The following is a 21,014-nucleotide window of genomic DNA, read 5'->3' as shown; positions in this document are numbered from 1 at the left end:
CATCGCCACCACGTCCGGTCAGGACAGCGCCGCTGTTTGACAAGCCGAACTCCAGCGGTTGCCGACGCACGCGCACTCAACCGAATCAGGTATGATGCAGAGCACCACCCGTCTCCCGCCGGAGACCCGAGGGGACAATAGGGGCGCGAAGCTTGGCTGAACCATCAACGATGCCGGCGAGGCGGGTGCTTGCCACCATAAGCCTGCCGCAGGCGCCGAATAGATATTTTATGCAGCGATAACAAAGAGCTAACGCCACGCCCTGCACTCCAGCCGACCCAGGCCGCCGTGTTCCGGTCCCGTTTATGTTTCGCGCCTCCAATGTTCCTTCATTGTTTGTTCACCCCTTGCAGAACACATATGGAACATGTAAACAACGTTCTGGTTTTGTTTCATAAGGCGACCCGGGGGATTTCCGGCCATGTTGACACGCAAGCAGCACGAGCTCCTGCTCTTCATCCATGAACGCATGAAGGAATCGGGCATTCCCCCTTCCTTCGACGAGATGAAGGATGCGCTTGATCTGGCGTCCAAATCCGGCATCCACCGCCTGATCACCGCGCTCGAGGAGCGCGGCTTCATTCGCCGCCTGCCCAACCGGGCGCGGGCACTGGAAGTCATCAAGATGCCGGAAAGCTACCAGCCAAGCCTGCAGCAGCGTCGCGGCTTCTCCCCCAGCGTCATCCAGGGCAGTCTCGGCAAGGCAGAACCGGTGCGGCGGGCTCCCGAACCCTCCAATGAGTCGACGTCGCTGACGGCGCAGGTGCCGATGATGGGCCGCATCGCCGCGGGCGTGCCGATCTCGGCCATCCAGAACAACACCCACGACATCACCTTGCCGCTCGAAATGCTGGGCCAGGGCGAGCATTACGCGCTCGAGGTCAAGGGCGATTCGATGATCGAGGCCGGCATCTTCGACGGTGACACCGTGATCATCCGCAACGTCTCCACCGCCAATCCCGGCGACATCGTCGTCGCACTCGTCGATGACGAGGAGGCGACGCTGAAACGGTTCCGGCGCAAGGGCGCCTCGATCGCTCTCGAAGCGGCAAATCCCGCCTTCGAAACGCGGATCTTCGGGCCGGACCGCGTCAAGGTCCAGGGCAAGCTGGTCGGCCTCATCCGCCGCTACCACTGACACCCTGCCGGCTTTGCTCGCCGCCCTCATTCCAGGACTCCCGGCCCGCCCTCCAGCGGGCCGATTTCGTTTGGACGAGCGTCCTGCGGGGTGGCGCCGCCGGTCTCATATACGCCGGAGCGCCAGTCGTAGTAGCGCTGGATCGTCCACGGCCTGACCACGCCGGCAAGCGAAGCCGTGATGGCGAAGGACGCCTTTCCGCGCCGACCCGTCGCCGCCGCTGCCATGGTGGGGCTCGTGATCCCGTCTGCCGGATCCCGAGCCTCGCCGGGCAGCAGGCGGATCGCCAGCGCTCCGCTGCGCCGCAAGGTCCTGGCGGTGACCAGAACTGCACCGGAGCGGCAGCTGTCGATGCGCGCCGGGAACCCCACCACCACCAGGTTCGCCATGTCGCAGGCGGGACCGATGGCCGCCCCGTCGTCGACCGCGGCAATGACTGTGTCGCGCAGCACTGCGACACAGTTGCCCCGGTCCCGGCAGGCAAAGCGGCCGGCAGCGCCGCGGGCATGGCCAAGCAGGTCGCGCAGGGTGCGCTGCGCCTCGATGCGTTGCGCCCGCAGGGCCGCGGCGTCTTCCACCAACGCACTGCGCGCCAACTCCCCGTTCACGGGCGCCGTGTTCACTGGCGCCCTTTTGATTGACGCTCTGCCCGCCGGCGGCGGGTCCGACGCCGCACCGGCGGCCGCAACCGGGCTGTCGCCGGAATCGATCTGCCGCGGAAGCCGTACCATGACCGGCGGCTCATGGGTGGGCGCCCGGAGCGCCCTCTGCCACTGCTCGAAAACGAAAGCGGATGGCCGTTCGGCGTTGCTGGCAAGCGTCCCCTCCCCGAGCAGCGCGATGAGCCGCCCGTCCTCTCCGATGACGATGTCGGGCGGCGCCTGCCGAAACGGGGAGAGCGTGAGCATGGCGCCAAGCGCTGCGAGCAGCACGCCGGCGAAACGCAGGCGTCCGCGCATCAGCACCAGCACGAGGAAGCCGGCGGCGGCGGTCGCCGTGGCGGGCAGAGGCACCTGGCCGACCACGACATCACCGCCCAGGCTGTCGACCCAGGCGGCTGCAGCGATGACGCCTTCGAGCCCCAGGCCCATCAGCTTCAGCGGCCAGGCATCCAGTCCGAAGGGCATCAGCAGCAGCGCCACGAGCCCCGCCGGCATGATCACCAGCGTCATCAGCGGCATCGCCAGGAGATTGGCAAGCGTGCCCCAGGCGGCGATGCGGTGGAAGTGATGCGTGGAGAAAAGGCCCGTGGCAATCCCCGCCACCAGGGACGTCACCAGCAGGCCGGCGATGAAGCCGATTGCCCCGCGCAGCAGGCCGAAACCTTTCGCACCGCCCGACCGCTCGCTCCTTTCGGCCCGCCCTGCCCAGCCGCCATAGGCGGCAATCAGCGCGGCGGTGGCGGCAAACGACATCTGGAAGCCGGGGCCGGCCACGGCGGAGGGAGAGATCACGATGATGACGAGCGCCGCGATCGCGACATTGCGCATCGTCAGCGCCGGACGGTCAAGCAGCACCGCCACCAGCATGATGACCAGCATGATCCATGCGCGCTGCGTCGGCACGCTGGCGCCCGACAGCACCAGGTATACGGTGGCGGCGACAAGCGCGCCGGAAGCGGCGATCTTCTTGACCGGCCAGGACTCCACCACGGACGGAAACAGGGCCATCAGGCGCCTCAATCCGACATAGAGGGTGCCGGCGGCCAGAGCCATGTGCAGGCCCGAGATCGCCAGGATATGCGCCAGCCCCGTGGCGCGCAGATGGTCGACCACCTCGGGACTGATGCCGCGCCTGTCCGAGACGGCGAGCGTGGCGGCGATGGCGCCCGCGTCTCCCGGCAGCACGGACCGGATGCGGCCGGCGATCCGGTCGCGCAGCGCTCTGGCATATTCGACGCTTCGCAACACCCATCCGGCCGACGCAGCGGTCGCCGGCAACTCGACCGGAGCCTCGAAAAGGAAACCGTAGGCACCGATACCGTTCTGCAGGGCCGAGAACGCAAAGTCGTAGCCCCTGGGCAAGGCAGGACCGGAAAGGGCCGACAGCCGTGCCCTGGCCTTGAGGCGGGCGCCGATCGGAAGCGGCTCATGCCCTGTGCGCGCCACCAGCCTCACCCGCTCGGGCGGACGACGGATCTCCGGAGCCTCCGTCGCCTCCAGGGCGATCAGATAGCGGACACGACCGTCTGCATCGATGTCGCGCATTTCCACCCGGCCGGTGATCGCCGTGGTCACGTCGGAATCGAGCAGCGTCGGCGCCCCCCGCGCCTGCAGCGCTGCGGCCAGCGCTCCGCCACAGGCCGCCGCCAGCAGCAGCGCCAGCGGCAGATGGACCGCCGATCGCAAGCCGGCATGGAGCGTGATCGCCGTCATCAGGGCGAAGGCCGCCGCAAGCGCTGCCACGGATGGATCGAAGGGCAGCGCGAAGCTTGCCGCCGCGCCCACACCGGCTGCGACGGGCAGCCAGAGGAACAACTGGCCGTGGCCGCGCTCCGCTTCCAGGCCGGCGGTCAGCATTCGCGCCGCGCGTGTCCTCAGAGACACGCCCCTCGCCTGCATCGGCAGGGGTGTCAGCCGGGCGGGCAGACGCTGTGGGAGAGCCGCCTGCGGCGGCATGAACAAAGGCTCCGGCATGGCGATGGACGCCGCCGCGCGATCCTCATGCTGCAGTGCCGGTTCGCTCATCCAAGCCAAGCCTCGCCAGGATCCCGATACTACACGCAAAAGGGGCAGAAATACAACCTGAAAGGGTTGACAGCGTCAGAATCAAGGTTCGCCAGGCATCCGCGAACGGGTTGCAAGATGCCGGCAAAATTCATTATAATCATCAGCTTGCATAACAAACGGGCAAATCGCGGTCAGGGTCTGCACCATTGCTCTTGCATTGCACAATTAGCAGTCTGGATAGCTTGGCATGCCTTTCCAAATCGTATAGCACAACGGGTGACAGTCATCCACTGTGCCGGCCTTCTGGTGCGGCGCTGCCCATTCTGGAAGGACATGCCATGGCAGACAAAAGCGCAAAACTCATAGTTGACGGCAAGGAAGTCGATCTGCAGGTTCGCAGCGGCTCCCTTGGGCCGGATGTCGTGGACATCGGCACGCTCTACAAGCATACCGGCGCCTTCACGTACGATCCGGGCTTCACTTCAACGGCGGCCTGCGAGTCGGCCATCACCTTCATCGATGGCGACGAAGGCATTCTGCTGCACCGCGGCTATCCCATCGAGCAGCTGGCCGAACACGGCGACTTTCTGGAAGTCTGCTACCTGCTGCTGTACGGCGAACTGCCGACCGCGACCCAGAAGGTCGACTTCGACTACCGCGTCACCCGGCACACTATGGTGCACGAGCAGATGTCGCGCTTCTTCACCGGCTTCCGCCGCGACGCCCACCCGATGGCGGTGATGTGCGGCTGCGTCGGCGCGCTGTCGGCGTTCTATCACGACTCCACCGACATCACCGACCCGCACCAGCGTATGGTCGCCTCGATGCGGATGGTCGCCAAGATGCCGACGCTCGCCGCCATGGCGTTCAAGTACCATATCGGCCAGCCCTTCGTGTATCCGAAGAACGATCTCGACTATGCGTCGAACTTCCTGCGGATGTGCTTTGCCGTTCCGTGCGAGGAATTCGTGCCCAACCCCGTGCTCTCGCGCGCCATGGACCGGATCTTCATCCTGCATGCCGACCACGAGCAGAACGCGTCCACCTCGACGGTGCGGCTTGCGGGCTCCTCGGGCGCCAATCCGTTTGCCTGCATCGCCGCAGGCATTGCCTGCCTCTGGGGCCCTGCCCATGGCGGAGCCAACGAGGCCGCGCTCAACATGCTGACCGAAATCGGCACCGTCGACCGGATCCCGGAATTCATCGCGCGCGCCAAGGACAAGGACGATCCGTTCCGTCTGATGGGCTTCGGCCACCGGGTCTACAAGAATTACGATCCGCGCGCCAAGATCATGCAGAAGACCTGCCATGAAGTGCTCGACGAGCTCGGCATCAAGGACGATCCGCTGCTCGAAGTGGCGATGGAACTCGAGCGCATCGCGCTCACCGATCCCTACTTCATCGAGAAGAAGCTGTACCCGAACATCGACTTCTATTCCGGCATCACGCTCAAGGCGCTCGGCTTCCCGACCACCATGTTCACCGTGCTGTTCGCTCTTGCCCGCACCGTCGGCTGGATCGCGCAGTGGAGCGAGATGATCGAGGACCCGGGCCAGCGCATCGGCCGCCCCCGGCAGCTCTATATCGGCGAGAAGAACCGCGACTACATACCGGTCTCCAAGCGCTGAGCGCTTGCTCTTCCGCATCCGGACCTGAGAAAGCGCCTTCGGGCGCTTTTTTCGTGCCAGGCGTGGCGCTGATTGAAAAATTCGGGCCGGCCGGAGGCCGCGTCGCTCAGGTCCTTGCCAGGACCGCGAGCACCACGTCGGCGGCCGTCGCCGATGGCGGCGCATCCGTGTGCATGCGCTCGCGGATGACGGCGAATTCGGCCAGCATCGCCGCTCGCCTCGGCGTGTCGCGCGCCAGATTGGCGGCGGTCCGGGCCAGCCGCTCGGGCAGCACATGGTTGTTGTACTGCTCCTCCACGACCACATGGCCGGCAATCAGGTTGGGCAGCGCCATCGACCAGGTGGTGAGCTTGTGCACCAGCCGGCGGGCGATGAAGTCCAGCTTGTAGGACGACATGTGCGGCACGCCGACAATGGCGAGTTCGAGCAGCACCGTGCCGGAGGCGGCGATCGCGACATCGGCCTCGCCGAAGGCCTGCCATTTGGCGTCCTCGCCGCTGACCACCTCGCAGGGCACGCTCCAGCCGCCGACCGCCGCCCTCACCCGCGCCTCGACCCGCGGCGAGGCCGGCAGGACGAAGCGCATGGCCGGATCGAGCCGCGCCAGATGGGCGGCCGCGGCCCCGAACGGGCCGATCAGCCGGGCGATCTCGCTGCCGCGCGAGCCGGGCAGGATCAGGCACACCGGCGCCCGCTCCGGATCGGCCGGCCGTTCGGCGCGGCGGGCCTGTGCGGCGCGCGCCGCCAGCAGGCCGGGATCGAACATCAGCCGGTGGCCGACATAGGTGAGCGGCGGGCCGCCGAGCTCGGCCACGATCTCGGGCTCGAAGGGCAGCACCGACAGCACGTGGTCGACATAGGCGGTCATCGCGGGAGCCCGCTCCGGCTTCCAGGCCCACACGGTCGGGCAGACATAGTTGATGATCTTCAGGTCCGGCAGCGCGCGGCGCACCCGGCGGGCGACGCGATGGGTGAAATCCGGGCTGTCGACGATGATCAGGCAATCGGGCCGGGCGGCGATGACGGCAGCGGCGGTCTGGCGGATGCGCCAGATCAGCTTCGGCAGCCGGGCGATGACGGCGGAGAAGCCGATGATCGAGAGTTCCGACTGGTCGAACAGCGACGTGAGTCCCTGGCGCTGCAGCGCCTCGCCGCCGACGCCCACCAGCTCCGGCCGGGCGCCGAGGCGCTCGGTCAGCGCCGCGACCAGTTCGGCTGCCAGCATGTCGCCGGAGGGTTCGCCGGCAATGATGGCAAGCTTTGACAATCTCATGGCGCCAGGTCCGCCGGATCGATGCCGGAGACGAAGATGCCGGCCCGGTCGGCTGCGGCGATCAGCGCATCGCGGTCGAGCACCAGCGCCCGCCCCGCTTCCACGGCAATGCCGGCAAGACCGGCGCGGCCGGCATTCTCCACCGTGCCGGGCCCGATGGACGGCAGGTCGGCGCGCATGTCCTGCATCGGCTTGCAGAGCTTGACCAGCACGCCGCGGCGGCCGGCGGGCAAGCGGCCCTCGGCGCGCAGCCGGGCGACCCGCGCCAGCATGTCGTCGGTGCCTTCCAGTCCCTCAAGCGCGATCACCCGCCCCCCGACCGAAATCGCGCCCTGGCCGATGTCGAGGCGTCCCAGTTCGAGCGCCGCGCGGGCGGCGGCCGCAATGTCCCGGCATGCGGCTGCGTCCGGCGACACCGCACCCAGCGGGCCGCCGGTGGCGAGCAGGCCGGGCACCACCTCATGGGCGCCGACCACCTTGACGCCGACGCTCTCGAGCAGCCCGATGACGCTGCGCAGCACCGCGTCGTCCCCGCCCGACACCAGCGCCCGGAAGATGCGCGGCACCGCAGGGATCATCCTCCAGGTGGGACGGAACTCGCCGAGGCCCGGCCGGCGGGCGATGCCGCCCGACAGCACAGCGTGGCTGATCTCCTCGCGCCTGGTGATGGCGGCGAAGCTCGCAAGATCGGCAATGGCAAGGTCGGCATGGGCGAAGCCGGACCAGTCCTGGTCGGCGGCGCCGATGATCGGCAGCACGAAGGGCGTGTGCCCCGCCTCGCGCGCAGCTTCGGCCAGGCGCATCGGCAACTGGCCGCTGCCGGCCACGATGGCCAGACGGCCTATGGCGGCGCCGGCCAGCATCGCGCTCAGCCCCGCTTGCCCCGCGCCGGCGACGAGAGCGCGCGTTCGCTGTCCGCATCGATGAAGCTGATGATGTCGGCCACCGCGCCGACGACGGTGCCCTCGGCCTTGATGCGGGCGATGTTGTCCCGGATCGGCGTGGTCTGGTCGAAGATCGCCTTGTAGACGCGGCGAACGGCATGAATCGACTGCTTGTCGATGCCGGCGCGCTGCATGCCGATGATGTTGAGGCCGGCCAGCACGCCCGGATTGCCATTGAGCATGCCGTAGGGAATGACATCGTTGCTGACGGCGGCCAGGCCGCCGATGAAGGCATGGTGACCGATGCGGGTGAACTGGTGCACGGCAGCGCCGCCGCCCATGATGACGCGATCGCCGACGCTGACATGGCCCGCAAGCATCACATTGTTGGACAGGATCACGTTGTCGCCGACATGGCAGTCATGGGCGACATGGGAATAGGCCAGGAACAGCGAGTTGTTGCCCACGGTGGTCTTGCCGCCGGCATTGGCCATGCCGGTGTTCATCGTCACGCCTTCGCGGATGGTGCAGTTCTCGCCAATGACGAGTTCGGTGTCCTCGCCCTTGTAGTGGATGTTCTGCGGCTCGCAGCCGATAACGGCCTGCGGGAAGATGCGGCAGCCGGCACCGATGCTGGTGCGGCCGGTGACCACGACATGGCTCATCAGCCGGACATTGTCGCCCAGCACCACCTGCGGGCCGACATGGCAGAACGGCCCGATGACCACATTGGAGCCCAGGATGGCGCCGTCCTCGATGAAGGAACTGGGATGGACGATGGCGGGTGCGCGCGCGGCGGCAGGCAGGGTCATTCGGATTCGCTTTCTGAGGGCACCAGCATGGCGCCGATATCGGCCTCGGCCACCTTGGAACCGTCGACCATCGCTTCGCAATGGAATTTCCAGATGTTGCCGCGCTGCTTGGTTTTGGCAACGTGGTATTCGAGCCGGTCACCCGGCACGACCGGCTTGCGGAACCGCGCGTTGTCGATGGTCATGAAGTAGACAAGGTTGGTGCCGTCGCCGATCGACTTGGCGCAGATGGCGCCGGCCGTCTGGGCCATCCCCTCGATGATGAGAACCCCGGGCATGATCGGATTGCCGGGGAAATGGCCGGTGAACTGCGGCTCGTTGGCCGTCACGTTCTTGATGCCGATCGCCGATCTGTCGCCATCGATATGGATGATGCGGTCAATCAGCAGAAATGGATAGCGATGCGGCAGAAGCCGCATGATTTCCTTGAGATCCGCGCTCTCGAGCGTCCGCGCCGGAGTGTCGTTCATTGGTCTTCTCCGCCCTAGTTCTTCTGGTTCCGGGCAAAAGCCCGTGCATTGGCATCGGCTGCATCGCGCAGCACACCGCGCATCGGCCGCGCCGGCACGCCGCCCCAGCGTGCGCCCGCCGGCACGTCGCCGGCCACGCCGCTCATGGCGGCGATCTGGGCGCCGTCGCCGATATGGACATGACCGTTGACGCCGGTGGCGCCGCCGATCATCACCATGTCGCCGACCGTGGTGCTGCCGGCAATGCCCACCTGGGAAACGATGACGCAGTGGCGGCCTATACGGACATTGTGGCCAATCTGGACAAGATTGTCGATCTTGCTGCCCTCGCCGATGATGGTGTCGTCCAGCGCGCCGCGGTCGACGCAACTGTTGGCGCCAATCTCGACCTTGTCCTGAATGATGACCCGGCCGATCTGGACGATCTTGTCGAGGCCGCGCGGGCCCGGCACATAGCCGAAGCCGTCCTGGCCGATGCGGACGCCGGGATGCAGGATCACCTCGTTGCCGATGAGCGCGTGCTGCACCGTGCAGCCGGTCGAAATGGAGCAGTTCCGGCCGATGCGGACCTTGCGGCCGATGACGGCGCCGGCGCCGACGAGCGTGCCTGCTCCGATCTCCGCATCGGCGCCGATGACCGCCCCGGCCTCGACGATGACGCCGTCTTCAAGCCGCGCGGACGGATCGACATGGGCGGCCGGCGAGATGCCGGCACCGGTGGTGATCCGCAAAGGCCGTAGTGCAGCGGGAAACAGGACTGCCGCGGCCATGGCGAAGGCTGCCTGCGGATGGGCGACCACGAGCGCTGCCACATGCGCGGGCACCTCGGAGGCCAGCGCGCGGCTGCAGAACACGGCGCCAGCCTGCGATTGACGCAGGTCGTCCAGAGGCTTGCGGCTGGTTATGAAGGTGACGTCGGCGCCCTGGGCGCGGGCCAGCGGGGCAATGCCGGACAGGACCCGGTGTCCCAGGTCAGGCTGATCGAACTCGGCCGAGCACAGCTCCGCGAGGGCGGCAATCGTCACGCCGCCATGCGGGGGGTAAAAGGAACTGGGCTCCATCACGGGACCGATCAGCTAGGCCAGGCGCCACCCGTGGGTGACGCCTGGCGAAGGCGTTAGAAACGCGTGGACGCGCCGAAACCGAACTTCTTGATGTCGTCGCCGTCTTCCTTGACGACGGGCTCGGCGTAATAGACCCGCAGCGGACCGAAAGGCGAGGCCCAGGTCAGGCCGAGACCGACGGATGCGCGCCACGCCATGTCGGAGCCCTCAACCGTCTGGCCATCGAGATCGGTAGCGCTGATGTCGCTGCCATAGAGCGTCGCCGCATCGGCGAAAGCGTTGAGGCGCAGACCGAGATCACGCGAGATGAACGGCATCGGTGTCGAGACTTCAAGCGAACCGTTGAAATAGGTGGTGCCGCCGGCGGAGTCCACATTGGTGGTCCCATCGAAAACCCGGGGGCCGATGCCGCGGGTGTCGAAGCCGCGGATGGTTTCCTGGCCGAGGAAGAAGTGGTCGAAGACGCGCAGATTGCCGCTGGTGGCCATGACATGGCCGCCGCCGACCGAGACCTGGCCGATCATGTCCGCCGATTCCGACAGCATGTGGAAATAGGTCGCCTTGGCGGTGGTCTTGAGATAGTCGGCGTCGCCGCCCAGACCCGCATATTCCTGCGTGAACTTGGCCGAAATGCCTTCGCGCGGCAGCTTCTGGTCGTCTAGCGAATTGTAGGACAGCGTGTAGGACAGGGCGGAAGTGATGCGCCCGCCGTCCGCGATAACAGCACGTTCCGGATTGGAATCAATATTGGCGAGGCTAGTGTATTCGTACTCTGTCGAAGTCAGCTTGTAGGCTGTCGTCAGGGCCAGCTTCTCGGTGATCGGAATGCCAAGCCGCAGGTTGATGCCCTGGTCGGTCTGGTCGAAGCCGGTGTAGCTCTTGTCCGTGTTGCGGAAAATGTCGAACCCGGCGGCCAGGCGGTAGCCGAGGAAATAGGGCTCGGTGAAGGACAGGCTGTAGGTCCGGCTATCCGATCCGCCGCCCACCGAGGCGCGGATGAACTGGCCGCGGCCGAGGAAGTTGCGCTCGGTGATGTCGAGCGTGGCGGTGAAGCCGTCATTGTTCGAGTAGCCGCCGCCGACGCCGAATTCACCGGTCGGCTGGTCCTTGACATCGACGATCAGGACAACGCGATCAGGCTCGGAGCCCGGCTGCGTGGAGATGTTGACCGACTCGAAGAAGCCCAGCGCATCGAGGCGCTTCTTGGCGCGGCGCACGAGAACCTGGTTGAAGGCATCACCCTCGGCGAGGTCGAATTCGCGCCGGATGACATAGTCACGCGTCCGGGTGTTGCCGCGGATCTCGATGCGTTCGACATAGGCGCGGGTGCCCTCGTCGACGAGATAGGTGACCGAAATGGTACGGTTGGTGAAGTCGCGGTCGCCGCGCGGCGTCACCTGGGCGAAGGGATAGCCCTCGCCGGCAACGCGGTCGGAAATCGCCAGAATGGAATCTTCCACGTCCTTGGCGGAATAGACCGCCCCGGATCTGGTCTCGAGAAGGCGCTGCAGGCCCTCGGTATCGACGCCGGGAACTGTGCTCTCGACGTTGACGGCGCCGAAGGTGTAGCGCTCGCCCTCCTCGACGGTGATGTTGAGAACATATTCGTTGCGCGTCTCGTCAAGCTCGGCGGACGAGGAGATGACGCGGAAGTCGGCATAGCCGCGGTTGTAGTAGAAGCGGCGCAGCAGCTCTTCATCCGCGCGCAGCTTGTCCTCGTCGTAGACATCCTTGCGCGACAGGAACGAAAGCATGCCGGAGCGCTTGGTCGTGATCACGTCGGCCAGGCGGCCATCGCCAAAAGCCTGGTTGCCGACGAAGTTGATCGAGGCAATCTTGGTGCGGTCGCCCTCGTTGATCTCGAAGGCGATGTTGACGCGGCCGCCATCGACGGGAACCAGACGGGTGGTGACCGTGGCGTCGCTGCGGCCGATGGCCGTATAGGCATCCCTGATCGCCTGCACGTCGGCTTCGAGGATCTGCGGATTGTAGGCGCCCAGCGGCTGGATCTGGACGGTCGACTTCAGCTGGGTGTCCTTGATCTTCTTGTTGCCGTTGAAGACCACCTGATTGACGATCTGGTTCTCGGCAACCGTGACCACCAGGGTCGAGCCGGACACGCTGATCTGGACATCGGAGAACAGACCGGTGGCAAACAGCCGCTTGACCGATTCATCGATGTCGTCGTTGGAGAAACTCGAGCCGGGGGTGATGGTGACATTGCCGCGGACGGTGGATGCATCGACGCGGCTGTTGCCGCGCACATCAATGCGGCTGATGACGGCTGCGTCAGCGATGGTAACGGATGCCATCATGACACCAGAGGCGCCCGTTGCAACGATACCCGCTGACAGCGCAACCGCTGACACAGCGTTCAAGAATTTTGAACCAGCCTTCATTGATCTACTTACCTTTATTTCCGATGTCCCCGCGCAGGCGACAAGCGTCCTGACTCATGACACTGCCGTTTTACCCGCTTTTGCCCCACAAGCAAGGGATCGAGTTAATTTCTGTTTACTTCGTTCCGATGCGTGGCTGTTTGGTCACGTATGTTCCAATTCATGCTCAACGAACGGTTAACACAGGCTGTCCGCACCCCTCATCCGATCAGGCTGCTCACGTCATTCCAGGTGGCAAACAACATCAGGGCGAGCACGGCCGTCAATCCGAGGCGGAAAGCCCACTCCTGAGTCGTGTCACCCAGCGGTCGTCCGCGGATGCCTTCGAGTGCATAGAACACCAGATGGCCGCCGTCCAGCATCGGCACCGGCATTAGATTGAGCAATCCAATGGAAACCGACAGGACAGCCGCCAGCTGGATCAGCGCGCCGACCCCGAGAGTGGCCATCTGGCCCGAAACCTGGGCAACCCGGATGGGTCCGCCCAGTTGGTCGGCCTTCTCGCGCCCGGTGATGATGTTGCCGATATAGCCGAAGGTGCGGGTGACGATGAACCAGCTCTCCTGCACGCCCTGCCCCACGGCCTCGACCGGACCGTAGGTCTTCACCCGGAAATTGGCTGTCTCATTGTTGGTCACCACACCGATCTGGCCGACCTCCATCTTGTTGCCGAAACGGTCGGTGATCTCGGTCCTGACCGGCGTCAACGACAGCTCCACCGGCTGGCCGGCACGCTCCATCGTCACCCGGATCGGCACGTCGGGCCGGACGCCGACATAGCGGCGGACGTCATCGAAGGTCTCCACGGGGTGGCCGTCGATGGCGAGGAACCGGTCACCGGGGGCCACGCCGGCGGCGGCGGCGGCGCTCTCGGCACGGACTTCGGCCACCACCGGGTCGGCGATCATGCGGCCATTGACGCCGAAGGCGACGGAGAAAATCGCAATGGCCAGGATGAAATTGGCGATCGGGCCGGCGGCCACCGTCGCCGCGCGCCGCCACAGCGATGCGCCCGGAAACGATCGCGCGCGGTCCGCCTCGGACATGGCCGCGACCTCGGCATTGTCCGGCACGCTGGCGGCATTCTCATCGCCGAAGAACTTGACATAGCCGCCCAGCGGGATGGCGGAAATCTTCCAGCGGGTGCCGCGGGAATCGTTGAAGCCGACGAGCTCCGGGCCGAAGCCGACGGAAAAGGTCAGGACCCGGATTCCGCACCAGCGGCCGACCAGATAATGGCCCATCTCGTGGACGAAGACGACGATGGTCAGCACCACCAGGAATGGCACCAGCGTTCCGGTGAGGAATCCGATTGCGGAGGAGACGATGTCCATGGGGCCATTCCTTTGAAGTCACTTGCGATGGCGGTCGGCAGGACCGCCGCCCGCGATCAGCCCGGAAACCAGGCGCAATTCATTCTCTGCGACCCTATTGCCCGAGCAACCTTGCCGCAAGCTCGTCACCGCCGGCAAGCATGGACGAATTCGGCATCAGTCCGGCTATCAGAAAGGCTGCAAATGCGGCAAACACAAGGCCGTCGACCCGGTCCATGACGCCACCGTGGCCCGGGATGAGCCGGCTCGAATCCTTGACCGAAAACCGGCGCTTGATCCAGGACTCGAACAGGTCGCCGCACTGGCTGGCAATCGACAGGACGAGCGCGATCAGCGGAATGGCGATGTCGCCCCCCGGACGGATGCCGAGCGCCACGGCGACGCCGGCCGCGACGCCGGCAGCAGCGCCGAAGATCGCTCCGGACCAGGTCTTGCCCGGCGAGATCGATGGCGCCAGCTTGGCGCCGCCGATGGCGCGGCCGCAGAAATAGGCCAGAATGTCCGTAGCCCAGACGATGGCAAAGACGAACAGCATGGCAAAGAGGCCCAGCAGCCCCTCGCCGCGGATTTCCGACAGCGCCAGCCCCGACAGCCCGGCATAGGCCAGCGCCGTGGCGGCCCAGGCCGGCTTGCGGCGGAAGAGCGCCGGAGCCGCGGCGGCAATGGCGCCGGCGACGATGACGACGAGCGCCAGCGACGACCGGTCATACAGGATCAGCAGCCCGGAAACCGCCACGCAAAGCCAGCCGATGCCGTTGCCGACCGGATCGCGCTCCTGGTTCCTGGCGATGGTGGAAAACTCGTAGAAGATCAGCACCGCAATGGCCACGGCCAGCAGGCGGAACCAGATGCCGCCGGCCCAGGTCGCAGCCAGAACCAGGACGGCGAGCACAAGTCCTGACTTGATTCGGAGCACGAGCTCCGGATTCACTGCCCCACCGCCAGGCCAGGTGCGGCGAGCGCGCCAAAGCGCCGGTTGCGGCGGCCATATTCGGCCAGCGCCTCGTGAAAGGCGGCACGGTCGAAATCCGGCCAGTAGCAGGGCATGAAGACGAACTCCGAATAGGCGGACTGCCAGAGCAGGAAATTGGACAGGCGCTGCTCGCCGCTGGTGCGGATGACCAGGTCCGGATCCGGCATGGCGGCGGTGTCGAGATGGCAGTCGATGTCGGCCTCGGTGATCGTCGCCGGATCGATGCGGCCTTCGGCCACGCCGACGGCGATCGCGCGCATGGCGCGGGTCAGTTCGTCGCGGGCGCCGTAGTTGAAGGCAATCGCCAGCACCAGACCGGTGTTGGCGACCGTCCGCTCCTCGGCCTCGATCAGCAGCGGCCGGATGTCGGACTGGATGGTCTCGCGGCAACCGATGACGCGAACCCGCACGTTCTGCTTGTGCAGTTCGGCCAGGTCGCGCCGGATGAAGAACCGGAGCAGCCCCATGAGGTCCTGGACCTCCTCCTTGGGGCGGTTCCAGTTCTCGGAGGAGAAGGCGAACAATGTCAGGTTGGCGATGCCGGCCTCGCGGGCGGTGCGAACGGCTTCGCGCACGCGCTCCACTCCGGCATGATGCCCGGCGGTGCGCGGAAGTCCGCGCGCCTTTGCCCAACGGCCATTGCCATCCATGATGATGGCGACATGGTGCGGCACCTTGTCAGGGTCGATGCCCGGCATATGTTCCAGAGCCTCCATTCCGGCGTGCAAGCGAGTCACCGGTCCTAGACCTGCATGATTTCCTTTTCCTTCTCGGCGAGCAAGCGGTCGATCTCGGAAATCATCTCGTCGGTCATCTTCTGGACCTTGTCGGAATCGCGACGGCTGTCGTCCTGGCTGATGTCGCCGTCCTTCTCCGCCTTCTTGAGCGAGTCCATGCCGTCGCGGCGGACGTGACGGATGGCAACGCGGGCATTCTCCGCATAGGTGTGGGCGACCTTGACCAGGTCGCGGCGACGCTCCTCGTTGAGTTCGGGAAGCGGAATGCGAAGGTTCTGGCCGTCGATGATCGGGTTGAAACCGAGATTGGCCTCGCGGATGCCGCGCTCGACCGCGCCGACCATCTGCTTGTCCCAGACCGAGACGGAAATCATCCGCGGCTCCGGCACCGAGACGTTGGCGACCTGGTTGAGGGGAACCCTGGAGCCGTAGGCTTCGACCTGCACGGGATCGAGCACGTTGGAGGACGCGCGGCCGGTCCGCAGCGCGGCGATGTCTGTCTTGAAAGAGGTGATCGCGCCGTCCATCCGGCGCTTGAGTTCCTTGTGTTCAATCGGCAGGGCCATGGCGCTTTTCCTTCTGCTGTATCTGACTGCCGAAACCGGCTGTTGTGTCGATCATCTCATGTTCGTCGCGGCGCGAACAGGCCGCGACGGCGCGGTCAGTGATCGCGAACAATGGTCGCCCGGCCGCCGCCGAGGATGATCTTGGCGAACTCACCCTTCTCATGGATGGAGAAGACGATGATCGGAATCTTGTTCTCGCGCGCCAGCGCCACGGCGGCAACGTCCATCACCGCCAGCCCCTTGTTGAGGACCTCGGCGTGGGTGATCTGGTCGAAGCGGGTGGCGTGCGGATCGAGCTTGGGATCGGCGGAATAGATGCCGTCCACCTGGGTGCCCTTGAGGATGGCCTCGGCGCCGATTTCGGCTGCGCGCAGCGCTGCGGCCGAATCGGTGGTGAAGAACGGATTGCCGGTACCGCCGGCGAAGATGACGACCTTGCCGCGGTTGAACAGGTGCAGAGCTGCGCGCTGCGAGAAGCTCTGGCAGATTTCCGGCATGGAAATGGCCGACAGCACCTCGGTGTCGATGCCGAGCTTGCGCAGCGAGGTGGCCAGCGCCAGCCCGTTGATCACGGTGGCGAGCATGCCCATGTGGTCGCCGGTGACCCGATCGCCGCCCTTCGAGGCCACGGCCACGCCGCGAAAGATGTTGCCGCCGCCGACGACGACGCCCACCTGAACTCCCAGTCTCGCCACCTCGGCAATGTCGGAGGCAATGCGGTCGGCGACTGTGACATCGATGCCGAAGCCTTGGGCGCCCATCAGCGCCTCGCCGGAACATTTGAGCAGGACGCGTTTGTAGAGAGGTTCGGCAGCTGTCATCGGATTTTCCATATTGTTTGAGCCCGGATACACGAAGGGCACCGCGTTGTCACGCGGTGCCCCAAGGGTTTCCAAGGTGGAGAGCCGGCAAATCAGCCTTTGGCGACCGCCGCCACTTCTGCTGCGAAATCGCTTGCTTCCTTCTCGATGCCCTCACCAAGCTGGAAGCGGACGAAACCGGTGATCTCGATCGGCGCGCCGGCTTCGGCTTCCGCGGCCTTGACGGCGGCGCCCACGGTCAGGTCGGGGTTCATCACGAAGGCCTGCGAGAGAAGCACCACTTCCTCGTAGAACTTGCGCATGCGGCCTTCGACCATCTTCTCGATGATGGCTTCCGGCTTGCCCGATTCGCGGGCCTGCTCGATGAACACGTTGCGTTCGCGCTCGGCGACGTCGGCATCGACGTCCTCGGCCTTCAGCGCCAGCGGGTTGGTGGCGGCGACGTGCATGGCGACCTGGCGGCCGATGGATTGCAGTACGTCGGCCTTGCCGGTCGAGTTCAGCGCCACGAGAACGCCGAGCTTGCCGAGATTGTCGGCAACCGCGTTGTGCACATAGGTGGCGACGACGCCGTTGTCGACCGACAGTTTGGCAGACCTGCGGAACGCCATGTTCTCGCCGATATTGCCGATCGCGTCGGTAATGGTGGCGGCGACGGTCTTGTCACCGATCATGGCGGCGCTGACGGCTTCGACCGAACCGTCGGTGCCGAGCGCGGCCTTGGCCACATCGCGGACGATGGTCTGGAAGGCATCGTTGCGCGCGACGAAATCGGTTTCGGAGTTGACTTCGACGACCACGGCCGACTCGCCGTCTGCGGCGACGCCGACCAGGCCTTCGGCCGCGGTGCGGCCGGCCTTCTTGTCGGCCTTCGAAATGCCCTTGGCGCGCAGCCAGTCGACGGCGGCTTCCATGTCGCCATCGGTCTCGATCAGCGCCTTCTTGCAATCCATCATGCCTGCGCCGGTTTTCTCGCGCAGGTCTTTCACCATTGCTGCGGAAATGCTCATGCTAGCCTCTTCAATCTCAATGCGGGATCCGGCGCCGAAAAGGCGCTGTCCCGGCGTTTGGCGCGCTGTCGCGCCGTCCAAAAGGTCTGATCCGGCAGGGCCTGGCCCTGCCGGATCGAAGTCTCGGCCCGGTCAGGCCTGGGCAGGTGCTTCTGCGGTCTCTTCGGCGGCAGGCGCATCGGCGAGCGCAGGCTCGACGGTGGCATCCTGGGCGCCCATGTCGATGCCGGACGCACCCTGCTGGCGGGCGATGCCGTCAATGCAGGCGCGGCTGATCAGGTCGCAATAGAGCGCGATGGCGCGCGAGGCGTCATCGTTGCCCGGGATCGGGAAATCGACCGGATCGGGATTGCAGTTGGAATCGATGACCGCGACGACCGGAATGCCAAGACGCTTGGCTTCCTGGATGGCGATGCCTTCCTTGTTGGTGTCGATGACGAACATCAGGTCGGGTGTGCCGCCCATGTCGCGGATGCCGCCGAGGGCGCGGTTGAGCTTTTCGCGCTCGCGCTCAAGGTTGAGGCGTTCCTTCTTGGTGAAGCCCGAAGCTTCCGAGGACAGGATCTCGTCGAGCTTGCGCAGACGCTGGATCGAGTGCGAGATCGTCTTCCAGTTGGTCAGCATGCCGCCGAGCCAGCGGGCGTTGACGTAATACTGAGCCGAACGCTGGGCGGCGTCGGCAACGATTTCGGACGCCTGGCGCTTGGTGCCGACGAACAGCACGCGGCCGCCCTTGGCCACGGTGTCGCTGACGAGCTGAAGCGCGCGAGAGAGCATCGGAACGGTCTGGCCGAGGTCGATGATGTGAAGGTTGTTGCGCTCACCAAAGATGTAAGGCTTCATCTTCGGGTTCCAGCGATGTGTCTGGTGACCGAAGTGGACGCCTGCTTCGAGAAGCTGGCGCATGCTGAAATCAGGCAATGCCATGCCTTTTACTCCTGTTTCCGGTTGAACCTCCGCAGGGCGTGAGCGCATAGCGCCACCGGCGGACCGATCCGGATTTCTCCCGGATCAACCCATGCCCCACGTGTGGAATAGGCGTCGCTTACAGCCTGCGGGGCGGTATTGCAAGGGCGAAGGTGGACGAAACCCCGACAGGACCGGCTTTGGACGTCGCCAGACTTCGCAATCGGCGACAAGAGGTGGGACGCAAGTTGCGCGATGCGGCGGAATGGCAAACTTTGCCATAAATCTTGCGGGGTCCCGCATTTCTGCTATCCTGTCCTTTGCGCCAACGTGGATTCCGCCAATGGCTACAATGAACGTCTCCCTGCCCGCTGCCATGAAGGCGTGGGTCGAACGGCAGTCAGCCGATGGACGCTACAGCAATGCCAGCGATTATGTGCGCGACCTGATCCGCCAGGACCAGGAGCGAAAGGGCGCCTTGGACATCTTGCAGACTGCGATCACCGAGGGCATCGAAAGCGGCGAGTCGCAACGGTTTGACCCGAACGCTTTCAAACGCCGCATGCGTTCAGGCCATGCCGCCGAATAGGCCAACGGATGTCCGGCTCACTCCCAAGGCACTCGGGGATCTCGATGGGATCTGGCATTACACCGCCCGGACCTGGTCGCCGGAGCAGGCCGATGCCTACATCGATGAGCTGTCGTTGCGCTTCGACATGCTGTCCGCAACGCCGGAAATGGCCCGCGAGCGATCGGAATTCGATCCGCCAGTGCGCATCCTTCCCCACAGGAACCACCTGATCATCTATCTGATCGGGGATGGCCGGATTGACATCATAAGAATACTTGGCGGCAAGCAGGATTGGCAGGCCGTGTTGCGCGTGATCGATCGCTGAATGCGCGCCCAGCCGACCCATCCTGCAATCGTGCCTGGCCGATTCCGTCAATCCGGACCGGGCACAGTCCATTGCTCGATGTCGTCGCGCTCGCCGATCAGCGCCAGGCCGTGGGCGATGGAGATCAGTTCCCCGCCGGTCTCGATCCTGTCAGCGGCAAAGCGCTCCGTGAAGATGCGGCGCACCGCGGGCACGAAGGAGGTGCCGCCGGTCAGAAACACCTTGTCGACCGCCGAGACCGGCGTGTCGGTCTTGTCGAGCACATCATCGAGAGCAGCGGTCATGCGCGCGAGATCGGCGGCGATCCATGTCTCGAAATCACTGCGCCGGACCGATTTCTCGCCGGCCTTGCCCAGCGGCGCGAAGCGGAAGCCGGCCTCCTCGTCCGACGACAGCGCCATCTTGGTCGCCGAGACCGCCTGGTTGAGCAGATAGCCCTCGTCGTTTTCGATCAGATCGACGAACAGCTCGAGCTTGTCGGGTTCCACCGCCTGGCGCACGAGCGCCTTGAGCGCCGAATATTCCTTCGTCGTCTTGAAGATCGACAGCTGGTTCCAGCGCGAGAAATTCGTGTAGTAGCTGCCCGGCACGTCGAGCTGCTTGCCGAAGCTCCTGAACTGGCTGCCCTTGCCGATTTCCGGCGCCACCACGTGGTCGATGAAGCAGGCGTCGAACTGGTCGCCGGCCACGCCGACGCCGGAATGGCCGACGGGAAGGGCGCGGATGCGTCCCGCCTCGCGCTCGAAGCGGATCAGCGAATAGTCGCTGGTGCCGCCGCCGAAATCGGCGACCAGCACGGTGGCGTCGTGCTCGAGGTTTCGGGCGAAGTAGAAGGCGGCCGCCACCGGCTCATAGACATAGTGCAGCTCCGGAAATCCAAGCCGGGTCAGCGCCTCGTTGTAGCGCTGCATGGCGAGCGCGGGATCCGGATTGGAGCCGGCGAAGTGCACCGGCCGTCCGGTGACAATGCGCTTGACCGGGGATGGCCAGTTGTCGCCGGCATAGCGTTCGAGCCGCTTGAGGAAGACCTCCATCAGGTCCTCGAACTGGAACTTGCGACCATGCACGAAGGTGCCCTGGAACAGCGGCGAGGCGGCAAAGCTCTTGATCGACTGCAGAAAGCGGCATTCGCCGGGATTGTCGATGAAGGCGCGGATGGCCGCCTGCCCGGCCTCGACCCGCAGCGCGGTGGCGCCCAATTGCGGATCCTGCATGAAGGACAGCGCGGTGCGCATGGTGTCGGCGGAACCGGCAGAGGATTTGAACGTGATGGAGGTCGTCTCCGAGCCGCCGCCCAGTTGGGCCAGCACCGTGTTGGTGGTGCCAAAGTCGAGCCCAAGCGCATCAGCCATGGCCGTTGCTCCATCTTGTCTGCCGGGTGAATGAGAATGGCGGGCCGCTATGCCCGCGCGTGACGAGCGGGCCTGATGCCAC

Annotated in this window: 19 protein-coding genes; 4 read left to right on the top strand and 15 right to left on the bottom strand. The window is 65.5% G+C overall.

The features are described from left to right. The first annotated feature begins 421 nt into the window (after positions 1–421). Positions 422–1,138, top strand: coding sequence for a transcriptional repressor LexA (gene lexA / locus DFR52_RS01850; RefSeq protein WP_110030212.1), 717 nt, complete (start codon positions 422–424; stop codon positions 1,136–1,138). A 26-nt stretch (positions 1,139–1,164) separates the two neighbouring features. On the opposite strand, the gene DFR52_RS01845 is transcribed toward lexA, so the two are convergent. Next, positions 1,165–3,825, bottom strand: coding sequence for a ComEC/Rec2 family competence protein (locus tag DFR52_RS01845; protein WP_110030211.1), 2,661 nt, complete (start codon positions 3,823–3,825; stop codon positions 1,165–1,167). 320 nt (positions 3,826–4,145) lie between these two features. Between DFR52_RS01845 and gltA the strand changes: the two genes are divergently transcribed. Continuing rightward, entirely contained in the window at positions 4,146–5,435 is a 1,290-nt protein-coding gene (gene gltA, locus DFR52_RS01840) for a citrate synthase (protein ID WP_110030210.1), read from the top strand. A gap of 106 nt (positions 5,436–5,541) precedes the next feature. Here gltA and lpxB read toward each other — a convergent pair whose 3' ends face one another. The 13 genes from lpxB to rpsB form a co-directional block, all read right to left on the bottom strand. Then, a complete protein-coding gene (lpxB, locus tag DFR52_RS01835) occupies positions 5,542–6,708 on the bottom strand; it encodes a lipid-A-disaccharide synthase (RefSeq protein WP_110030209.1) in 1,167 nt (388 codons plus the stop codon). Then, positions 6,705–7,571 (bottom strand): LpxI family protein, encoded by an 867-nt coding sequence (locus DFR52_RS01830; RefSeq protein WP_110030208.1) that lies wholly within the window; start codon positions 7,569–7,571, stop codon positions 6,705–6,707. Before DFR52_RS01830 ends, lpxB begins: the two co-directional genes overlap by 4 nt. Positions 7,572–7,576: 5 nt before the next feature. Further along, complete coding sequence (gene lpxA, locus DFR52_RS01825; protein WP_110030207.1) at positions 7,577–8,404, bottom strand: acyl-ACP--UDP-N-acetylglucosamine O-acyltransferase; 828 nt, start codon at positions 8,402–8,404, stop codon at positions 7,577–7,579. Continuing rightward, entirely contained in the window at positions 8,401–8,874 is a 474-nt protein-coding gene (gene fabZ, locus DFR52_RS01820) for a 3-hydroxyacyl-ACP dehydratase FabZ (protein WP_110030206.1), read from the bottom strand. The genes lpxA and fabZ overlap by 4 nt, the downstream gene beginning before the upstream one ends. Before the next feature lie 14 nt (positions 8,875–8,888). Next, positions 8,889–9,935 (bottom strand): UDP-3-O-(3-hydroxymyristoyl)glucosamine N-acyltransferase, encoded by a 1,047-nt coding sequence (gene lpxD / locus DFR52_RS01815; protein ID WP_110030205.1) that lies wholly within the window; start codon positions 9,933–9,935, stop codon positions 8,889–8,891. Positions 9,936–9,991: 56 nt separating this feature from the next. After that, positions 9,992–12,337, bottom strand: coding sequence for an outer membrane protein assembly factor BamA (bamA, locus tag DFR52_RS01810; protein ID WP_110030204.1), 2,346 nt, complete (start codon positions 12,335–12,337; stop codon positions 9,992–9,994). Between the two features lie 200 nt (positions 12,338–12,537). After that, on the bottom strand, positions 12,538–13,671 hold the full coding sequence (gene rseP / locus DFR52_RS01805; protein ID WP_110030203.1) for an RIP metalloprotease RseP: 1,134 nt from the start codon (positions 13,669–13,671) through the stop codon (positions 12,538–12,540). A gap of 94 nt (positions 13,672–13,765) precedes the next feature. Next, positions 13,766–14,602: a phosphatidate cytidylyltransferase gene (locus tag DFR52_RS01800; RefSeq protein WP_110030202.1), complete on the bottom strand. Its 837-nt coding sequence runs from the start codon at positions 14,600–14,602 to the stop codon at positions 13,766–13,768. Next, positions 14,599–15,342 (bottom strand): isoprenyl transferase, encoded by a 744-nt coding sequence (locus DFR52_RS01795; RefSeq protein ID WP_110030201.1) that lies wholly within the window; start codon positions 15,340–15,342, stop codon positions 14,599–14,601. Before DFR52_RS01795 ends, DFR52_RS01800 begins: the two co-directional genes overlap by 4 nt. Before the next feature lie 44 nt (positions 15,343–15,386). After that, a complete protein-coding gene (gene frr, locus DFR52_RS01790) occupies positions 15,387–15,947 on the bottom strand; it encodes a ribosome recycling factor (protein WP_110030200.1) in 561 nt (186 codons plus the stop codon). A gap of 95 nt (positions 15,948–16,042) precedes the next feature. Continuing rightward, a complete protein-coding gene (gene pyrH, locus DFR52_RS01785; RefSeq protein ID WP_110030199.1) occupies positions 16,043–16,768 on the bottom strand; it encodes a UMP kinase in 726 nt (241 codons plus the stop codon). Between the two features lie 92 nt (positions 16,769–16,860). Further along, the gene (gene tsf / locus DFR52_RS01780; protein WP_110030198.1) at positions 16,861–17,778 is read right to left on the bottom strand and encodes a translation elongation factor Ts; all 918 of its coding nucleotides are present in this window, start codon (positions 17,776–17,778) and stop codon (positions 16,861–16,863) included. A 132-nt stretch (positions 17,779–17,910) separates the two neighbouring features. Further along, a complete protein-coding gene (gene rpsB, locus DFR52_RS01775; protein ID WP_110030197.1) occupies positions 17,911–18,705 on the bottom strand; it encodes a 30S ribosomal protein S2 in 795 nt (264 codons plus the stop codon). Positions 18,706–19,027: 322 nt separating this feature from the next. On the opposite strand from rpsB, the gene DFR52_RS01770 reads away from it, so the two are divergent. Both DFR52_RS01770 and DFR52_RS01765 read left to right on the top strand, forming a co-directional pair. Continuing rightward, positions 19,028–19,273, top strand: a complete 246-nt coding sequence (locus DFR52_RS01770) for a type II toxin-antitoxin system ParD family antitoxin (protein WP_110030196.1) — start codon at positions 19,028–19,030, stop codon at positions 19,271–19,273. Further along, positions 19,260–19,580, top strand: a complete 321-nt coding sequence (locus DFR52_RS01765; protein WP_110030195.1) for a type II toxin-antitoxin system RelE/ParE family toxin — start codon at positions 19,260–19,262, stop codon at positions 19,578–19,580. The genes DFR52_RS01770 and DFR52_RS01765 overlap by 14 nt, the downstream gene beginning before the upstream one ends. A gap of 47 nt (positions 19,581–19,627) precedes the next feature. Here the strand turns inward: DFR52_RS01765 and DFR52_RS01760 are convergent, their stop codons facing one another. Beyond that, positions 19,628–20,932: an Hsp70 family protein gene (locus DFR52_RS01760; protein WP_110030194.1), complete on the bottom strand. Its 1,305-nt coding sequence runs from the start codon at positions 20,930–20,932 to the stop codon at positions 19,628–19,630. Positions 20,933–21,014: the final 82 nt, after the last annotated feature.

It is taken from the genome of Hoeflea marina (genome assembly GCF_003182275.1).
Classification (GTDB): Bacteria; Pseudomonadota; Alphaproteobacteria; order Rhizobiales; family Rhizobiaceae; genus Hoeflea; species Hoeflea marina.
The sequence above is the reverse complement of the archived record's forward strand: the minus strand, read 5'-3'. Positions and strand labels throughout refer to the sequence as shown.